We start from the raw sequence: 17,813 nt of genomic DNA, 5'->3' as shown, positions 1-17,813 counted from the left end.
AATAACTACAAACTATAATTTTGTCAGTTCTAGTGTTTTCTTTTGATTAAAATGAAAAAGGAAAATGTATCGAGAACACTTCTCAAAAATAAATAAATGACATTCGATTTAGAGTACAATTCAGAAAGACCGTTAATGATAATACCAGAATACGGCAGACATATACAAAAATTAGTAGACCATTGCTTAGCATTAGAAACTAAAGAGGAACGCGATAAAATGGCAAGAGCTATTGTAGATGTTATGGGTAATTTACAACCACATTTACGTGATGTTCCAGATTTTAAACACAAACTTTGGGATCAGTTATATATTATGGCAGATTTTAAATTAGATGTAGAATCTCCATATCCACAACCATCAAAAGAAGAATTACAAGAAAAACCAGAAGGGTTGCCTTATCCAAAATCAGCATCTAGATATCGTTATTACGGTAACAATATTCAAACAATGATTGATATTGCTTTAAGTTGGGAAGAAGGAGAGAAAAAAGAAGCATTGGTGTTTACCATTGCAAATCACATGAAAAAGTGTTACCTAAACTGGAATAAAGATACCGTAGATGATGCTGTAATTTTTAAGCATCTATATGATTTATCTGATGGTAAATTAGATTTAAGAAATAGCGAAGAAGCACTTTCTGAAAGTAAAAACTTACTAAGAAAACCACGTACACAAGGGCAAGGTCAGAACAATTCTAAAACAGCTTACAAGAAGCCACAGCATAATAATCAGAATAAAAACAGAAAAAGATATTAGTATATGGCATCATTTAAAATTGAAGGCGGTCATAAATTAAGTGGAACCATTACTCCACAAGGAGCAAAAAACGAAGTGCTACAAATACTTTGTGCTGTTTTATTAACGCCAGAAAGAGTTGTAGTAAATAATGTTCCGGATATTATTGATGTCAATAAATTAATTTTTATTCTTGGAGAATTAGGCGTAAAGGTTGAGAAATTAAGTAGCAATTCTTACGCTTTTCAAGCGGATGAAATAAACTTAAAGTATTTAGAATCTGCAGACTTTAAAAGAGACGGAAGTTCTTTACGAGGGTCTATTATGATTGTTGGCCCACTTTTGGCTCGTTTTGGTAGAGGATATATACCAAGACCCGGAGGAGATAAAATTGGTCGTAGACGTTTAGATACACATTTTGAAGGTTTTATAAGATTAGGAGCAAAATTCCGTTATAATAAAGAAGAACATTTTTACGGAGTAGAAGCAGAAGAATTATTTGGTGTAGAAATGTTGTTAGATGAAGCTTCTGTTACCGGAACCGCTAATATTTTAATGGCGTCTGTTTTAGCAACAGGAACCACAAAAATATACAATGCTGCCTGCGAACCTTATATTCAACAATTATGTAAAATGTTGAACTCTATGGGAGCAAAAATCTCTGGAGTAGGTTCTAACTTACTAATTATAGAAGGAGTAGATGCACTTGGTGGTTGTGAGCACAGAGTTTTACCAGATATGATTGAAATTGGTTCTTGGATTGGTGTTGCAGTCATGACAAGATCTGAATTAACCATAAAAGATGTTAGTTGGGACAACTTAGGACAAATACCTAATGTATTTAGAAAATTAGGAATACAATTAGAAAGAAAAGGAGATGATATTTATATTCCTGCTCAAGAATCATATGAAATTCATAACTTTATAGATGGTTCAGTTTTAACCGTTGCAGATGCACCATGGCCTGGATTTACTCCAGATTTGCTAAGCATTGTTTTAGTAATTGCAACACAAGCAAAAGGAACTGTTTTAATTCATCAAAAGATGTTTGAAAGCCGTTTGTTTTTTGTTGATAAATTGATTGATATGGGGGCAAAAGTAATTTTATGCGATCCTCATAGAGCAACCGTAATTGGTATGAATTTTGAAAGCTCATTAAAAGCAACCAAAATGACATCGCCAGATATTAGAGCGGGAATTTCTTTATTAATAGCAGCATTATCTGCTAAAGGAACGAGTATAATAAATAACATAGAACAAATAGATAGAGGGTACGAAAACATAGAAGCTCGTTTAAAATCTATTGGCGCAAAAATTGAAAGAATTGCTGATTAAGAAAAAGTATTTTATTCATTTAAAAATACTTTTATATTATGATAAGAAGTTTGTGGAAAGAAGAGTGGAAGGATGTTAAATTTGATGAAAAAATTTCTGATGTAAAAAAATTTAAGATTTCCAATCACGGAAGAGTTCTTTATATTAAAGACGATAAAGAATTTTTAAGAAAAAAGAGTTTTATTAATGGTTATGAAACCATTTCTGTAAAACAAGTTGTAAATAATAAGCATACAAGTAGGTATGTACATAAACTAGTTGCCCAACATTTTTTAGAAAAAGAAAGTGAGGAGCAAGTTTTTGTTTTGCATCTAAATTATGATAAAACAGATAATACTGTAGGAAACTTAAAATGGGCAACAAAAAGAGAAAAAGAATTACATCAATTTAAAAACCCTGTATTTATAGAATCTAAAAAAAACAAAAAAACCAATTATAAACTTACCGAAGGAAAAGTAAGAATTATAAAAAAGCAATTAAAAAATAAAAGAACTAGAATTACTATGATTGCTAAACGGTTTGGAGTTTCGGATATGCAAATTCACAGAATTAAAACAGGTGAAAATTGGGGTCATGTTAAAATTTAAAGAAATAAAAAATAGTGTCAGTTTGACACTATTTTTTTGTTGGCAACGTTTTTGCTTTTTATTTAAAGACATTTTAACGACTACAAAGATAATGAGTAAGAAAGATAACATTAAAGAAGAAGAACTAATAAATGAGCAAGAAACTGCTCAAGTTGAAGAAAATCAAGAAGTTGAGGCGGAAGTTGTAAAAGAAGAGCCTACAGCAGAAGAATTAATTCAGACTGAAAAAGACAAGTTTTTACGTCTATTTGCAGAGTTCGAAAACTATAAAAAAAGAACATCTAGGGAAAGAATAGAATTGTTTAAAACTGCTGGACAAGAATTAATGACATCTTTACTGCCAATTATTGACGATTTTGAGCGTGCACTGACACATATCGAAGAAGATAAAGAAGCAGAAGAATTAAGAAAAGGAGTGTTGTTAATTTATCAGAAATTCTATAATACTTTAGAGTTAAAAGGACTTTCTAAAGTAGAAACAAAAGCTGGTGATACTTTCGATGCAGAAATTCATGAAGCTATTACACAAATTCCTGCTCCATCAGAAGATTTAAAAGGTAAAGTAATTGATTGTGTAGAAAAAGGATACAAATTAGGAGATAAAATTATTCGTTATCCAAAAGTGGTAATCGGACAATAAATTACAATTAACAATGTACAATTACCATTGATCATTGATTACTGTTAATTGATAATTGAAATAAAAATGGCAAAACAAGATTTTTACGAAATATTAGGTCTTTCTAAATCTGCAACCCAAGCAGAAATTAAGAAAGGGTACAGAAAAATGGCAATTAAATATCATCCAGATAAAAACCCTGATGATAAAACTGCTGAAGAAAACTTTAAAAAAGCTGCAGAAGCTTATGAAGTTTTAAGCGACGAAAACAAAAAAGCACGTTATGATCAATATGGTCATGCCGCTTTTGACGGTCCTCAAGGTGGAGGCGGTGGTTTCGGCGGTGGCGGTATGAATATGGATGACATATTCAGTCAGTTCGGTGATATTTTTGGCGGCGGAGGCGGCGGCTTTGGTGGTGGTTTTGGAGGCTTTAATGGAGGTGGCCAAAGACAAGCTAGAGTTAAAGGTAGTAATATGCGAATTCGTGTAAAACTTACTTTAGAAGAAATAGCCAAAGGTGTTGAGAAGAAAGTAAAAGTTAGACGTAAAGTTCAGGCAGCAGGTGTTACCTATAAAACGTGTACTACTTGTAATGGTTCTGGTCAGCAAATGCGAGTTACCAATACTATTTTAGGAAGAATGCAAACCGCTACTACTTGTAGTACTTGTGGTGGTGCAGGAGAAATTATGAATAGTAAACCAGCAGGTGCAGATGCACAGGGTTTAATCGTAAAAGAAGAAACGGTTTCTATCAATATTCCAGAAGGAGTTACAGAAGGTGTTCAATTAAAAGTAGGAGGAAAGGGTAATGAAGCTCCTGGTAAAAATTCTATTGCAGGAGATTTATTAGTTTTAATAGAAGAAATACCACACGAAACGTTAAAAAGAGAAGGTACTAATATACATTATGACTTGTATATTAATTTTTCTGAAGCTGTTTTAGGAACAAGTAAAGAGGTTGAAACTGTTACAGGTAAAGTGAAAATTAAAATTGATGCTGGTACACAATCTGGTAAAATTTTAAGATTAAAAGGAAAAGGTTTACCAAGTATAGAACGTTATGGTACGGGAGATTTCTTAATTCATATTAATGTTTGGACGCCACAAGAATTAAACAAAGAACAAAAACAGTTTTTTGATAAAATGTCTGAAAACGAGAACTTTAGACCAAGTCCTAACAAATCAGACAAGTCGTTTTTTGAGAAAGTAAAAGACATGTTTTCATAAAATAATGTTAATTTTTAATAAAAAATAACTATTTTTTATTAAAATAGTTTTTGGTATTATTATTTAATATATATTTGCAGTGTTGTTGATTTTATCAGCAACACTTTTTCTTTTTCATAGCAATTTTTCCCACTCATTTATGAGTGGGTTTTTTTATGATTATAGAAAAGTTTATAAAATAATATAGAAATTGCAGACTTATCTTATCGACTTGTGTTTACAAGTAGGAAAGTCCGGACACCAAAGAGTATCATAGCGGATAACATCCGTCCAGCGAGAGCTGAGGACCAGTGCAACAGAAAGAATGTACAGTTAGGCTGTAGTGAAACCAGGTAAACTCTATGAGGTGCAATGCCATGTATATTAGAGCTTGAGAGCTACTCGCTCGATTCTAAAGGGTAGGCAGATTGATTCTAAGAGCAATTTTAGAACTAGATAAATGATAAGAGCCTTTTTAAGGTACAGGATTCGGCTTATTAGTCTGCATTTTCTATATATTTATAAAATCTTCATAATTAATCAATAAAATCTTCTTTTTATTGATTAAAAATCAGTGTTTTGGCTAATAATTTTTTTTTATTCATTAATTAGCGCAATCTATTATTTATCTTTTAATTTTAATTTAAAAAATGTAAGTTTGTCACACTAAAATTTACAAACAACTTTTACAGTATTCCTTTTAATATGAAGATGGTTAAAATGTGTACAGTAACTAAAGATTTCTTTCATGAGTATTTATAAAGATTACCTTAAGCAGATAGAAGAACGAAAAGAACAAGGACTTCATCCGCAGCCAATTGATGGTGCAGAATTATTAAGCAAAATCATTGAACAAATTAAAGATTTAGATAATGAATATAGAGAAGATTCTCTAAATTTTTTCATCTATAATGTTTTACCTGGAACAACCAGTGCTGCTGGTGTAAAGGCTAAATTTTTAAAGGAGATTATTTTAGGTCAATCAATCGTTAAAGAAATTACACCTTCTTTTGCTTTTGAACAATTAGCACATATGAAAGGTGGACCTTCTATAGAAGTACTATTAGACTTAGCTTTAGGTAATGATATTGCTATTGCAAAAGATGCTGCAGAAGTTTTAAAAACGCAAGTTTTCCTTTATGAGGCAGATATGGCTCGTTTAGAAGCTGCTTATAAAGCTGGTAGTGCTATTGCCAAAGAGTTGTTAGAAAGTTACGCAAATGCAGAGTTTTTTACAAAATTACCAGAAATAGAAGAAAAAATAGATGTTGTTACATTTATCGCAGGAGTAGGTGATATTTCTACAGATTTATTATCTCCAGGTGGTGATGCACACTCTCGTTCAGATAGAGAATTACATGGTCAATGTTTATTCGAACATAATAAAGAACAACAAGCAGAATTAAAAGCTTTACAAGCACAACATCCTGATAAACGTGTGATGTTAATTGCAGAAAAAGGAACAATGGGTGTTGGGTCTTCTAGAATGTCTGGTGTAAATAACGTAGCGTTATGGACAGGTATTAAAGCTAGCCCATATGTACCATTTATAAATATTGCTCCGGTAATTGCTGGTACAAACGGAATTTCACCAATTTTCTTAACTACGGTTGGTGTAACAGGTGGTATTGGTTTAGACCTTAAAAACTGGGTACAACAAAAAGATGCTGAAGGCAACACTATTCGTGATGAAAATGGAGATCCAGTATTAAAAGAAGAGTATTCTGTAGCAACAGGTACAGTCCTTACAATTAATACAAAAGAGAAAAAACTATATAACGGAGATACAGAATTAAAAGATATTTCTGCAGCATTTACACCACAAAAAATGGAGTTTATGAAAGCAGGTGGTTCTTACGCTGTTGTATTTGGTAAAAAATTACAAACATTTGCATCTAAAGTATTAGGTATAGATGTAGTGCCTGTTTATGCACCATCAAAAGAAATTTCTATTGAAGGGCAAGGGTTAACTGCTGTAGAAAAAATATTTAATAAAAATGCCGTTGGTACTACGCCAGGAAAAACATTACATGCAGGTTCAGATGTTCGTGTAGAAGTTAACATTGTAGGTTCTCAAGACACTACAGGTTTAATGACTTCTCAAGAATTAGAAATGATGGCTGCAACCATTATTTCTCCAATTGTAGATGGTGCTTACCAATCTGGTTGTCATACAGCTTCTGTTTGGGATAATAAATCAAAAGCAAACATTCCTAGATTGATGAAATTTATGAATGACTTCGGATTAATTACCGCAAGAGATCCAGAAAACAAATACAAGCCAATGACAGATGTAATTCATAAAGTTTTAAATGATATTACAATTGATGATTGGGCAATTATTATCGGTGGAGATTCTCATACAAGAATGTCTAAAGGTGTTGCTTTTGGTGCCGATTCTGGTACTGTAGCATTAGCACTTGCAACAGGAGAAGCTTCAATGCCAATTCCAGAGTCTGTAAAAGTTACTTTTAAAGGTAACATGGCAGAATATATGGATTTCCGTGATGTTGTGCATGCAACGCAACAACAAATGCTTACGCAGTTTGGTGGAGATAATGTTTTTCAAGGAAGAATCATTGAGGTGCATATTGGAACCTTAACAGCAGATCAAGCATTTACATTTACAGATTGGACTGCAGAGATGAAAGCAAAAGCTTCTATCTGTATTTCTGAAGACGCTACTTTAATAGAATCTTTAGAAATTGCAAAAGGTAGAATTCAGATAATGATTGATAAAGGAATGGACAATCACTTAAACGTTCTTCAAGGATTAATCGATATCGCTAATAAAAGAATTGCAGAAATTAAATCTGGTGAAAAACCAGCTTTAACACCAGATGCAAATGCAAAATATGCAGCAGAAGTTGTTATCGATTTAGATTTAATCGAAGAGCCAATGATTGCAGATCCAGATGTAAACAATGCAGATGTTTCTAAAAGATATACACATGATATTATTAGACAATTGTCTTATTACGGAGGAACAAAACAAGTAGATTTAGGATTTGTTGGATCTTGTATGGTACACAAAGGCGATATGAAAATATTAGCTCAGATGCTTAAAAATGTAGAAGCTCAATATGGTAAAGTAGAATTTAAAGCACCTTTAGTAGTTGCGCCACCTACTTACAATATTGTAGATGAATTAAAAGCAGAAGGAGATTGGGATGTTTTAGTAAAATACTCAGGTTTCGAATTCGATGATAGCGCACCTAAAGCAGTTGCACGTACAGGATACGAAAACATGTTATATTTAGAGCGCCCTGGTTGTAACCTTTGTATGGGGAACCAAGAAAAAGCAGAACCAGGAGACACTGTAATGGCAACTTCTACACGTTTATTTCAAGGAAGAGTTGTAAAAGATTCTGGAGAGAAAAAAGGAGAATCTTTACTTTCATCAACACCAGTAGTCGTATTATCTACAATTTTAGGTAGAACACCTAATTTAGCAGAATACAAAGCTGCAGTAAAAGGAATTAACCTTACACAATTTACGCCTCCTCATAAATTATTAGTGAGAGCATAAATAATTAGTATATTATAATTTAAAAGCCTGAATCAATGATTCAGGCTTTTTTTATGCTCCATATTTTATTTTGGTAACCCATTTCCACATATTTTTCTTTTAGGGGGTTACCACGTCAAAAAAAGACGTGGTCGGGCTTTTTATTACAATCTTTTTGTTCATACTTCACAAAAAGGATTTCCATTTCAATCCCTAACCCAAAACAACTATTTACAATCAAAATTTTCTATTTCACTATCAGCATTAAAACTTCTCTAAGCGGTAAATCGATATTAAAACAATAAAATATTTTGTATCTTGTGATACACAAATTATAATAACAAAAAAAATATAAAAACTTATGGCTTTTGATATTGATATGATCAAAAAAGTATATTCAAACGTTGTAGAACGTGTTGATGCTGCTCGTAAACTAACCGGTAAACCTTTAACCTTAGCAGAAAAAATTCTGTACTCGCATTTATGGGATAAAACATCCAATAAAGCATTTGTAAGAGGTAAAGACTATGTAGATTTTGCTCCAGATAGAATTGCATTGCAAGATGCCACTGCGCAAATGGCATTACTACAATTTATGCAAGCAGGTAAAAGTAAAGTAGCTGTTCCTACAACTACGCACTGCGATCATTTAATTCAAGCTAAAAACGGAGCAAGTATGGATTTACAATCTGCTCTAAATACAAGTAATGAAGTTTTTAACTTTTTAGAATCCGTTTCTAACAAATACGGATTAGGTTTTTGGAAACCAGGAGCAGGAATTATTCACCAAGTAGTATTAGAAAATTATGCATTTCCAGGAGGAATGATGATTGGTACAGATTCTCACACAGTAAATGCTGGTGGTTTAGGTATGGTTGCCATTGGTGTTGGTGGTGCAGATGCTGTAGACGTTATGGCGGGTATGGCTTGGGAATTAAAGTTTCCTAAATTAATAGGGGTAAAGTTAACCGGAAAACTTTCTGGTTGGACAGCGCCAAAAGATGTTATTTTAAAAGTAGCTGGTATTGTTTCTGCAAAAGGAGGTACAGGTGCAATTGTAGAATATTTTGGAGAAGGAGCAACTTCTATGTCTTGTACAGGTAAAGGTACAATTTGTAACATGGGAGCAGAAATAGGAGCAACTACTTCTACTTTTGGGTATGATGAATCTATGGAACGTTATTTACGTGCTACAGATAGAAGTGATGTTGCAGATGCTGCAAATCAAGTAAAAGACTATTTAACAGGCGATGCTGAAGTTTACGCTAACCCAGAGCAATATTTTGACCAAGTTATAGAAATTGATTTATCTAAATTAGGCCCTTTATTAAACGGACCTTTTACACCAGATTTATCTACAGAAGCAGGTGCAGATATGACTAAAGCTGCAAACGCTAACGATTGGCCATTAAAAGTAGAATGGGGATTAATAGGTTCTTGTACAAACTCTTCTTACGAAGATTTATCGAGAGCTTCTTCAATTGCGCAACAAGCAATTGACAAAGGATTAAAAATGAAATCGGAATTAGGAATTAATCCTGGTTCGGAGAAAGTAAGATATACAGCAGATAGAGATGGTATTATTGGCATCTTCGAAAAGTTAGATGCAAAGATCTTTACAAACGCTTGTGGACCATGTATTGGGCAATGGGCGCGTTATGATGATCCAAAAAATGCACCAAAAAACAGTATTGTTCACTCTTTTAATAGAAACTTTGCAAAGCGTGCAGATGGTAACCCAAATACACATGCTTTTGTTGCTTCACCAGAATTAACAGCAGCTATTGCAATTGCAGGTCGTTTAGATTTTAATCCGATTACAGATAAATTAATCAACGAAAACGGAGAGGAAGTAATGTTTGATGAACCAACAGGATGGGAATTACCTCCAAAAGGTTTTGAAGTAAAAGATGATGGTTATTTAGCACCAGAAGAAGATGGAAGTCATGTACAAATTGCTGTAAAAGAAGATTCTGAAAGATTACAATTATTAGAACCTTTTACACCTTTAGGAAACAATTTAACAGGCGTAAAATTATTAATAAAAGCTTTTGGTAAATGTACTACAGACCATATTTCTATGGCAGGACCATGGTTACGCTACAGAGGTCATTTAGATAATATATCTAACAACTGTTTAATTGGAGCTGTAAATGCTTTTGGTAAGAAAACCAATTTTGTTAAAAATCAATTAACGGGAGAATTTGGTGGAGTACCAGATACTGCAAGAGCTTATAAAGCTGCAGGTGTAAAATCTATTGTTGTTGGTGATCATAATTATGGTGAAGGTTCTTCTAGAGAACACGCTGCAATGGAGCCTAGACATTTAGGTGTTGCTGCTGTTTTAGTAAAATCTTTTGCTCGTATTCATGAAACAAACTTGAAAAAACAAGGAATGTTAGGTTTAACATTTAATAATGAAGCAGATTACGATTTAATTCAAGAAGATGATACATTTAACTTTGTAGATTTAAATGAGTTTGCTCCTAATAAACCATTAACTATAGATGTGGTGCATGCAGACGGTTCTAAAGATACAATCATTGCAAACCATACCTATAACCAAGGTCAGATAGATTGGTATAATGAAGGCTCTGCTTTAAATTTAATTAAAAAGGAGAACGCAAAATAAAGCGTTTAAACTATAATTTAAAAAAGCGTTAATTGAAAAATTAGCGCTTTTTACTTTTATTATTAAAGGTATGTACAAAAAGAAAGGCGTAGTTAAGAATATAGTTTTTGTTATAATAATTGGCTTGTTAATTATTCCAACAACAAGACAGCAAATTCAAATAGGTTTACAGACAGTTATAGCAAAATTAAGTCCAAGTATTAACAAAGCAACTGATGTAAAATTAGTTAGTAGTTATGATTGGAATTTAAAAGATTTAGAAGGTAATAGCTATCGTTTAAATGAAGCAAAAGGTAAAGTTTTATTGGTAAATATGTGGGCTACTTGGTGTCCGCCTTGTATTGCAGAAATGCCGTCACTTCAAGCATTGTATAACGATTATGGAGGTAAAATTGAATTTATTTTGGTGTCAAATGAATCACAAGATGTGATTGCTTCTTTTTTAAAAAAGAAAAATTATAATTTTAAAGCTTATAGTCCCTTAACAGTGCCACCAACAACTTTTAAAGTAAAAAGTATTCCAAGAACTTTTTTAATAGATAAAGAAGGTAAAATTATTATAGATGAATCTGGTGCTGCAAACTGGAATAGTAAAAAGGTTAGAGAAACTATAGATGAGTTGCTAAAATAACATAGTTACTTTTTGTTTAAACCAAATGATAAAGTAGCAATTCTTAAAATTATTTAAAAATTACTGAAATGTTTTTTTAATAATATTATAACCTTGCAGAAAATACCTAGTTAAAATTATATAAATAAAAAACTTTTGATATATTTTGATCGTTTTTTTCCTTTTACTTATGAATACCGAAAAATTTAATCATTTTTTACGACAAATATCAAAAGAGCCCACATCCGTTATTGATGCAAGTATTTCTTTTGAAGACTATTTTCCGATAGCAATTTCATCAAAAAATAAAGATTTATTGCATTTTGATATTTCTTCATCCACAGAATGGGAACTATATATTGATTCTTTTCTAAAAAAAAATAAAGCCAACGTTGCATTTGGTGGTTATTTAGAAAAAAGAAATATCTACGACAGAAGTACTTATTTTAAGAATCAATCTAAAGAAAAACAGAGAAACATTCATTTAGGTATAGATTTATGGTGTGCTGAAAACACAAAAGTATTAGCAGCGTTAGATGGAGAAATTCATAGTTTTAAAAATAATGTGAATTATGGAGACTATGGCCCAACAATTATTTTAAAACATCAAATTAAAAAAGAAATATTCTATACTTTATACGGTCATTTATCTTTAAAATCTATAGAAAACATAAAAGTTGGAGATTCAATTTTACAAGGAGATACCATAGGATATTTAGGAAGTGCAGTGGTAAATGGAGATTATGCACCACATTTACATTTTCAAATTATTAGAGATTTAGAAGATAATTTTGGAGATTATCCAGGAGTTTCATCCGAAGAAAATATAGCATTTTATCAAAAAAATTGTCCAAACCCCAATTTATTGCTAAAATTAGTTATTTAAGTTCTGTGTTTTTGTAAGCTATCACTACATTTTTAGACTTATTAAAGAACCAAAACTAAATTGATTTTTTATGAATAACTTATGGTTTTTTGATAATGTAAACTTATTTAATCTACTTTGTCCACACAAATTTAAAGAATATAAAAAGTGTCATAATTTTGATGCTTATAAAAAAAGTGATTACATCTACTTTGAAGAAGATGCAGCAAGTAAAGTCTATTTAATAGAAAAAGGAAAAGTAAAAATTGGGTACTATAATGAAGATGGTACCGAAGTTGTAAAAGCAATTTTAACAAAAGGAGAATTGTTTGGAGAAAAAGCCATTTTAGGAGAAGAAACAAGAAATGAATTTGCCCAATCTGTAGATGCAACCACTTCAATCTGCCCAATAGGAGTAGATACCATGCATGATTTAATGCGAGATAATAAAACCTTTAGTTTAAAAATATATAAATTTTTAGGTTTTCGTTTTAAAAAATTAGAAAGAAGATTACAATTAATTTTATTTAAAGATTCTAAAACTAGATTTTTAGAATTTATGAAAGAATTGTGTGAGGAATATGGACATGATTGTGAAAAAACAGGAGATAAAATAATAGAACACCCTTATACTCAAAAAGATATTGCATCCTTAATTGGTACCTCTAGGTCTAATTTAAATGTGTTAATGAATGAGTTAAAAGAGGCAAATATTATCACATTTAATAGAAAAGAAATAAGATTACTTCAAAAAATTGCATAAGTGTTAGCTAGCTAACATTTCATGATTCATTAAGAATTTAACTTTGTCATCAACATTAACATAAATATTAATAAGATGAAAAAAATTTTAAATTTAGCAATCGCAATTGCAATCGCAACAACTTTTGTAGCTTGTAGTGATGATGACAACAACAACAATGTACCAACAACAGGAAGTTTAACAGTAGACTTTACAGGTTTAGAAGAATTAGGAGCTGATTTCGTTTACGAAGGATGGTTAATTGTAAATGGTAGCCCAGTAAGTACAGGAACTTTTACTAGTGTGTCTTTTCCGCAAACATATACTGTAGGAATTGATGATTTAGAAGCAGCAACAACATTTGTTTTATCTATTGAGCCAGCAGGTGAAACCGGAGCAGCAGCTTTAGCACCAGCAGCAACAAAAATTTTAGCCGGAGATTTTTCTGGAAATTCTGCAAGTGTTACTTCTACAGGAATTGTAGGTGATTTTAGTAATTCTTGGGGAAAATACATTTTAGCAACACCAACAGATGCTGATACTACGAATGAAGCAAGTGGAGTTTGGTTTTTAGATAATACGAATGAGCCAGCAGTTGCAGGTTTAAGTTTACCAACTTTACCTGAAGGATGGAAATATGAAGGATGGGTTGTTTTAAACGGAACACCAGTAAGTACAGGTACATTTACTGCAGTTGACGCAGCAGATGATAACGCAGCTACTTCACCTTACAAGGGTTCAGTAGGTAATGGACCAGGTTATCCAGGAGAAGATTATGTTACAGGATCTGCAGCAGGTGTAGATTTTCCTACAGATTTAAAAGGAAAAACAGTTGTAATTTCTGTAGAACCAAGTCCAGATAATAGTGCTGCACCGTTTGCATTAAAACCTTTAGCGCATGTTGTACCAGCAGACGCAGAAAACCATACAGTAATTTCTATGGGAGCAGGACCATTAGCAGTTTTATCAGGAAGTGTAATAAGATAACAGAAAAAAATAATCTACTATTATGTTAATGGTTGATTTATTTGAAGGGCAATTATGTAAATAATTGCTCTTTTCTGTTTTTAATAAGTAAAGATTAATATATTTATTCGATTACTTGATCAATTGTTTTTAATATAATTTGACATCCCTTAATAATATCTTCATCAGAAATAGTAAGTGGAGGCGTTATTCTCATAGCACTTGGTTCAAAAAGTAGAAAAAATAGTATTAATTGGTTTTCTAAACATTTCAAAACTACTTTAGAATTTAGTTCTGGAGTTTCTAAAATAGCAGCTAACATTAAACCTTTTCCTCTAATTTCTTTAATTGATGGATGAATTAAATGTTTTCTAATAAGTGTTTCTTTTCGTAAAGCTTCTTTTGTAAAGTTGTTCTCAGTAATTTCTTTTACAGTTGCTACTGCAGCAGCAGAAATAACAGGATGACCAGCAAATGTAGAAATATGCCCCAATTTAGGGTTGTCTTTTAATAGGCTCATCATTTCAAAGGATGAAATAAAAGCTCCAATTGGCATTCCGCCTCCTAAACCCTTTCCTGTAATTACAATATCCGGAATTACATTATAGTTTTCAAAACCCCAAAAAGTACCCGTTCTTCCAATTCCTGTTTGTATTTCATCTAAAATTAAAAGTGCACCAACTTCTAAACAACGTTGTTTTACTTTAGATAAAAACCCGTTTTTGGGTTCAATAAAACCTGCACCACCTTGTATGGTTTCTAGAATTACGGCAGCTGTTTTATTGGTGATTTTAACAAGATCAATTTCATTATTAAACTCAATAAAATTTGTACCGGGAATTAACGGTCTAAATGCTTGTTTTTGCTGTTCTATACCAGAAACACTCATAGATCCCATGGTGTTACCATGATAAGATGTTTTTGCAGCAATTATTTCTGACCTATTTGTAACTCTTTTGGCTAATTTTATAGCACCTTCCGTTGCTTCTGTTCCAGAGTTTGTAATGTATACGGCATTTAAATTCTTTGGAGAGTTTTGTGCTAAAAGTTTACATAATGTTACTTGTGGTTGCTGTATAAACTCGCCATAAACCATTACATGAGCATAAGCATCTAATTGTTTTTTTATGGCATCTGTAACCTTGGGATGGTTATGGCCTAAGCTATTTGCAGAAACGCCTGCTACAAAATCTAAATATTTTTTTCCGGAAGTATCATAAATATAACTTCCTTTTGCTGTAGAAACTTCTATAGCCAATGGGTAAGGAGAAGTTTGTGCTTGGTATTTAAAAAAATCTGTTTTCAAGATTATTGTTTTTTAGGAAAACTATTAGGTTTTAGAGCTTTCGGCTTTAGATTTGTAGTAAGCTTCTTTTTTTGATTAAGAATTACAGGTGCTTTTTTCTCTTTTGTATCTTCATTTAGAGGAATGTTTATTTTATCATCATGTATAAAAATATCTTCCATTTTTTTAGGTTGCTCTTCTTCACGCCAAATAAAACCTTGCAACTCTCTAACATCATCCGGAAGTTTTGATGGAGGATAGGTATTACCATCAGATTTTTTTAAATATTTTATGGTTTCAATTTGCCCTTTATCTAAGGTAAACTCAATATTACTAGATATTTCTTTGGTAATGGTTTCTAAAACTTGGGTTTCTTCATTTCTATTAAAATAAACCGACTCTGCATTTCCTTTTACTAAAAGTAAACGAAGTTTATTTTCTTTAAATTTACCAAACATGTTTCTTCCTTTAATTTGGTTAAAATCTTTAATAGACATAGAATCTTTAGAAACGATAAAGGCATTGTTTAATACTTTTAACGAATCTAATTTTTCTGTTTCTACATTAGAGAGTAGGTGAATGGTATCTCCGGTAATTTGATTTTGATCTGACCAAATTACAGGTTTTTTAAACATTTTTGTTAAACCAGTTTCTTGGTTTGTATGAATAGAATCGCACTTTCCTTGTAAATCAGATTTAAAGATTTTTACATTATGAAAAATTCTTACATTTCTTTTTTCTGGTTTACCTGTAACTAAAATGGTATCTCCATGAATAAACATAGAATCTTTGTCTATAATAGAAATGGCAACTGCTTGTTTAATGATGTAAAGAGAATCTTTTAATTCGAAAATTTCGGCATAGTTTCCTTTGGTAATAAAGTTTTGTACCGTGTCTATTACCTGAATATTATTAGTGGCAGAGGCAAACCCTTTTTGCTTATCATAATACAAACTGTCACCTTCTACAGTTCTTTCTTTTAAATATAGTTTTGCATTTTTAACAAAGTGAGAAACATCTGTTTTTGTATTGTAAAAACCTTTTTCGCAATAAATTCTATTATCGTTTTTGGTATTTGTAATGGTTGATGGTCCGTATAAATAAGTAAGTCCGGAGTTTGTATAATAATCTAAATGATCAGATTCTAAATGGTGTTCTGGGTTTACAACGGTTACTCTAGTGGTGGCTGTAAATTTTTTATCTTCTAAATAGAAGTTACCATTTTTACTTTTTAAGGTATTTGTTTCGTCTTTAATGGTAGCGTAACTGTTATAATACAATTTTTGATTTAATCTATCAAAATGTAATGTATCTGTAGTTAAGGTCATTGTTGGGTCTTTTAAAACCACATTTCCCCAAGAAAGTGCTTGCTTAGAATTGGCATCGTAATCGGTATAATTACTTGTTTGTGTAATGGTGTCTCCTTGCTTAATAATAACATTACCAATAGCTTTAAAGAAATTTTTATCTTTATAGTATAATGCCTGTTGACTTGTTAAAATAATGCCATCATGAGTCATTTTAACATTACCTATTAATAATGTGGCACCTGGATATTTTTCTTCATCAGCTTCTTGCTGTTCTGCGTAATATTGAATTTTTTTCTTTTCTTGAGAGAAAGAATTTAGCGAAGAAAAAATAATAAATAAAAAAAGTATTCTTTTCAAATTGACGAATTTGAAGCAAAAATAATGAAAAGAAAATGGCTACCTATTAAAGAAAACTAAAAATTAGCTTATTTAAAGATCTAAAAGTAAAGATTTTTCTAATTTTTTTGCTTTCGGAAATAAGATGTTATTTTCTATGTGCATGTGGTTAGAAAGTAATTCCTCAAATTGTTGTAATTTTAAATAAAGTACTTTGTACGAAATACATGTGTTTTCTGGGATTTTGTAGTTGTTTGTTAATTTGCAAATCTTTTTAAATATTTTACTCACTTTTTCATGTTCATCTTCAATAGATTCTATGGGGCTATTTAAGGGAGAATTGCTAATGTTTACAACAATTTTTTTATTTTTTGCCTCTACAAGTTTCTTGATATACGGAAAAATAGTTCTTTCTTCATTTTTCATGTGTTCTAGAATAGTATCTGCATTTTTTTGTATTAATCGATTAACCTTTAAAAGTTCTTTATATTCTTTGCCATATATTTTAGCAACTTTTTCGCCATATTCTTTTAAAAATAAGATGTTTTCTTCTTTATATTCATGTTGAATATTTACTAAAAAATCAATTAAAAAATCTAGATCCCAAGAATTATAATCTTTTAAATAATAAACTTTATTATTTACGGCCTTTAAATCATTAACAATATTTTTTATGTTGACCTTTTTTTTATCACATGCTTTAGTTAATAGCATGTTGCCATGAACACTAAAATCTATTTTATATTTTTTAAAAACCGAGGCTGTATTAATGTTTTTTGTAACAATAGTAGCAACACTTTTATTCATTAGATCTTTCACAATAAGAGACTTTGAATTCATTACAAATTTGGTGTAGTTATTAGTGATAAAAAATGACTTTTGTCACTATTATAAATAATTGCAAATAAATAAGTTAAAACAATATGATTTTCGGAAAATTGGCCTTTAAAACATGCATAAATAATAGTTATATGCAAAATAAAAAAAAGTGATTATTTGAGGTATAATAGATTAAAATTAGAATAAAATTGATTTTTATCTTCTTTAGAAATTTAAGTTCATGTAATTTGC

14 protein-coding genes and 1 other RNA gene are annotated in these 17,813 nt (G+C 31.2%); 12 read left to right on the top strand and 3 right to left on the bottom strand.

Annotated features, from left to right (window positions below; all coding sequences use genetic code 11):
• The first annotated feature begins 96 nt into the window (after window positions 1–96).
• The 12 genes from WG951_RS02855 (at window position 97) to WG951_RS02800 (ending at window position 13,832) form a co-directional block, all read left to right on the top strand.
• Complete coding sequence (locus WG951_RS02855) at window positions 97–759, top strand: DUF4290 domain-containing protein (RefSeq protein ID WP_105048698.1); 663 nt, start codon at window positions 97–99, stop codon at window positions 757–759.
• Between the two features lie 3 nt (window positions 760–762).
• The gene (gene murA / locus WG951_RS02850; RefSeq protein WP_105048697.1) at window positions 763–2,073 is read left to right on the top strand and encodes a UDP-N-acetylglucosamine 1-carboxyvinyltransferase; all 1,311 of its coding nucleotides are present in this window, start codon (window positions 763–765) and stop codon (window positions 2,071–2,073) included.
• Window positions 2,074–2,111: 38 nt separating this feature from the next.
• Window positions 2,112–2,660, top strand: coding sequence for an HNH endonuclease (locus tag WG951_RS02845; protein WP_105048696.1), 549 nt, complete (start codon window positions 2,112–2,114; stop codon window positions 2,658–2,660).
• A 91-nt stretch (window positions 2,661–2,751) separates the two neighbouring features.
• A complete protein-coding gene (locus WG951_RS02840) occupies window positions 2,752–3,300 on the top strand; it encodes a nucleotide exchange factor GrpE (protein ID WP_105049373.1) in 549 nt (182 codons plus the stop codon).
• 66 nt (window positions 3,301–3,366) lie between these two features.
• On the top strand, window positions 3,367–4,509 hold the full coding sequence (gene dnaJ / locus WG951_RS02835) for a molecular chaperone DnaJ (RefSeq protein WP_105048695.1): 1,143 nt from the start codon (window positions 3,367–3,369) through the stop codon (window positions 4,507–4,509).
• Between the two features lie 189 nt (window positions 4,510–4,698).
• Window positions 4,699–5,001: RNase P RNA component class A (rnpB, locus tag WG951_RS02830), an RNA gene on the top strand.
• Window positions 5,002–5,236: 235 nt separating this feature from the next.
• Window positions 5,237–8,017: a bifunctional aconitate hydratase 2/2-methylisocitrate dehydratase gene (locus WG951_RS02825; RefSeq protein WP_105048694.1), complete on the top strand. Its 2,781-nt coding sequence runs from the start codon at window positions 5,237–5,239 to the stop codon at window positions 8,015–8,017.
• Window positions 8,018–8,357: 340 nt separating this feature from the next.
• On the top strand, window positions 8,358–10,628 hold the full coding sequence (locus tag WG951_RS02820) for an aconitate hydratase (RefSeq protein ID WP_105048693.1): 2,271 nt from the start codon (window positions 8,358–8,360) through the stop codon (window positions 10,626–10,628).
• Window positions 10,629–10,698: 70 nt separating this feature from the next.
• Window positions 10,699–11,259, top strand: coding sequence for a TlpA family protein disulfide reductase (locus tag WG951_RS02815; protein WP_105048692.1), 561 nt, complete (start codon window positions 10,699–10,701; stop codon window positions 11,257–11,259).
• A gap of 169 nt (window positions 11,260–11,428) precedes the next feature.
• Window positions 11,429–12,124, top strand: coding sequence for a peptidoglycan DD-metalloendopeptidase family protein (locus tag WG951_RS02810; RefSeq protein WP_105048691.1), 696 nt, complete (start codon window positions 11,429–11,431; stop codon window positions 12,122–12,124).
• Between the two features lie 70 nt (window positions 12,125–12,194).
• Window positions 12,195–12,866: a Crp/Fnr family transcriptional regulator gene (locus tag WG951_RS02805; RefSeq protein ID WP_105048690.1), complete on the top strand. Its 672-nt coding sequence runs from the start codon at window positions 12,195–12,197 to the stop codon at window positions 12,864–12,866.
• A 75-nt stretch (window positions 12,867–12,941) separates the two neighbouring features.
• Window positions 12,942–13,832: an anti-sigma factor gene (locus WG951_RS02800; RefSeq protein WP_105048689.1), complete on the top strand. Its 891-nt coding sequence runs from the start codon at window positions 12,942–12,944 to the stop codon at window positions 13,830–13,832.
• A gap of 103 nt (window positions 13,833–13,935) precedes the next feature.
• On the opposite strand, the gene WG951_RS02795 is transcribed toward WG951_RS02800, so the two are convergent.
• From WG951_RS02795 to WG951_RS02785, 3 genes are all read right to left on the bottom strand, one after another.
• Window positions 13,936–15,117, bottom strand: a complete 1,182-nt coding sequence (locus WG951_RS02795; RefSeq protein WP_105048688.1) for an aspartate aminotransferase family protein — start codon at window positions 15,115–15,117, stop codon at window positions 13,936–13,938.
• Between the two features lie 2 nt (window positions 15,118–15,119).
• Complete coding sequence (locus WG951_RS02790; protein WP_245893495.1) at window positions 15,120–16,763, bottom strand: OstA-like protein; 1,644 nt, start codon at window positions 16,761–16,763, stop codon at window positions 15,120–15,122.
• A gap of 72 nt (window positions 16,764–16,835) precedes the next feature.
• The gene (locus WG951_RS02785) at window positions 16,836–17,582 is read right to left on the bottom strand and encodes a DUF542 domain-containing protein (protein ID WP_105048687.1); all 747 of its coding nucleotides are present in this window, start codon (window positions 17,580–17,582) and stop codon (window positions 16,836–16,838) included.
• Window positions 17,583–17,813 lie beyond the last annotated feature (231 nt).

Origin of the sequence: Polaribacter butkevichii, from assembly GCF_038024105.1 — a bacterium.
GTDB classification, from domain to species: domain Bacteria; phylum Bacteroidota; class Bacteroidia; order Flavobacteriales; family Flavobacteriaceae; genus Polaribacter; species Polaribacter butkevichii.
This window is presented reverse-complemented; position numbering and strand designations above follow the sequence as displayed.

Excerpts from the sequence above, each read along its gene's own strand:
- WG951_RS02855 (WP_105048698.1), top strand. The coding sequence starts at position 97 with ATGACATTCGATTTAGAGTACAATTCAGAAAGACCGTTAATGATAATA.
- murA (WP_105048697.1), top strand. The coding sequence starts at position 763 with ATGGCATCATTTAAAATTGAAGGCGGTCATAAATTAAGTGGAACCATT.
- WG951_RS02845 (WP_105048696.1), top strand. The coding sequence starts at position 2,112 with ATGATAAGAAGTTTGTGGAAAGAAGAGTGGAAGGATGTTAAATTTGAT.
- WG951_RS02840 (WP_105049373.1), top strand. The coding sequence starts at position 2,752 with ATGAGTAAGAAAGATAACATTAAAGAAGAAGAACTAATAAATGAGCAA.
- dnaJ (WP_105048695.1), top strand. The coding sequence starts at position 3,367 with ATGGCAAAACAAGATTTTTACGAAATATTAGGTCTTTCTAAATCTGCA.
- WG951_RS02825 (WP_105048694.1), top strand. The coding sequence starts at position 5,237 with ATGAGTATTTATAAAGATTACCTTAAGCAGATAGAAGAACGAAAAGAA.
- WG951_RS02820 (WP_105048693.1), top strand. The coding sequence starts at position 8,358 with ATGGCTTTTGATATTGATATGATCAAAAAAGTATATTCAAACGTTGTA.
- WG951_RS02815 (WP_105048692.1), top strand. The coding sequence starts at position 10,699 with ATGTACAAAAAGAAAGGCGTAGTTAAGAATATAGTTTTTGTTATAATA.
- WG951_RS02810 (WP_105048691.1), top strand. The coding sequence starts at position 11,429 with ATGAATACCGAAAAATTTAATCATTTTTTACGACAAATATCAAAAGAG.
- WG951_RS02805 (WP_105048690.1), top strand. The coding sequence starts at position 12,195 with ATGAATAACTTATGGTTTTTTGATAATGTAAACTTATTTAATCTACTT.
- WG951_RS02800 (WP_105048689.1), top strand. The coding sequence starts at position 12,942 with ATGAAAAAAATTTTAAATTTAGCAATCGCAATTGCAATCGCAACAACT.
- WG951_RS02785 (WP_105048687.1), bottom strand. The coding sequence starts at position 17,582 with ATGAATTCAAAGTCTCTTATTGTGAAAGATCTAATGAATAAAAGTGTT.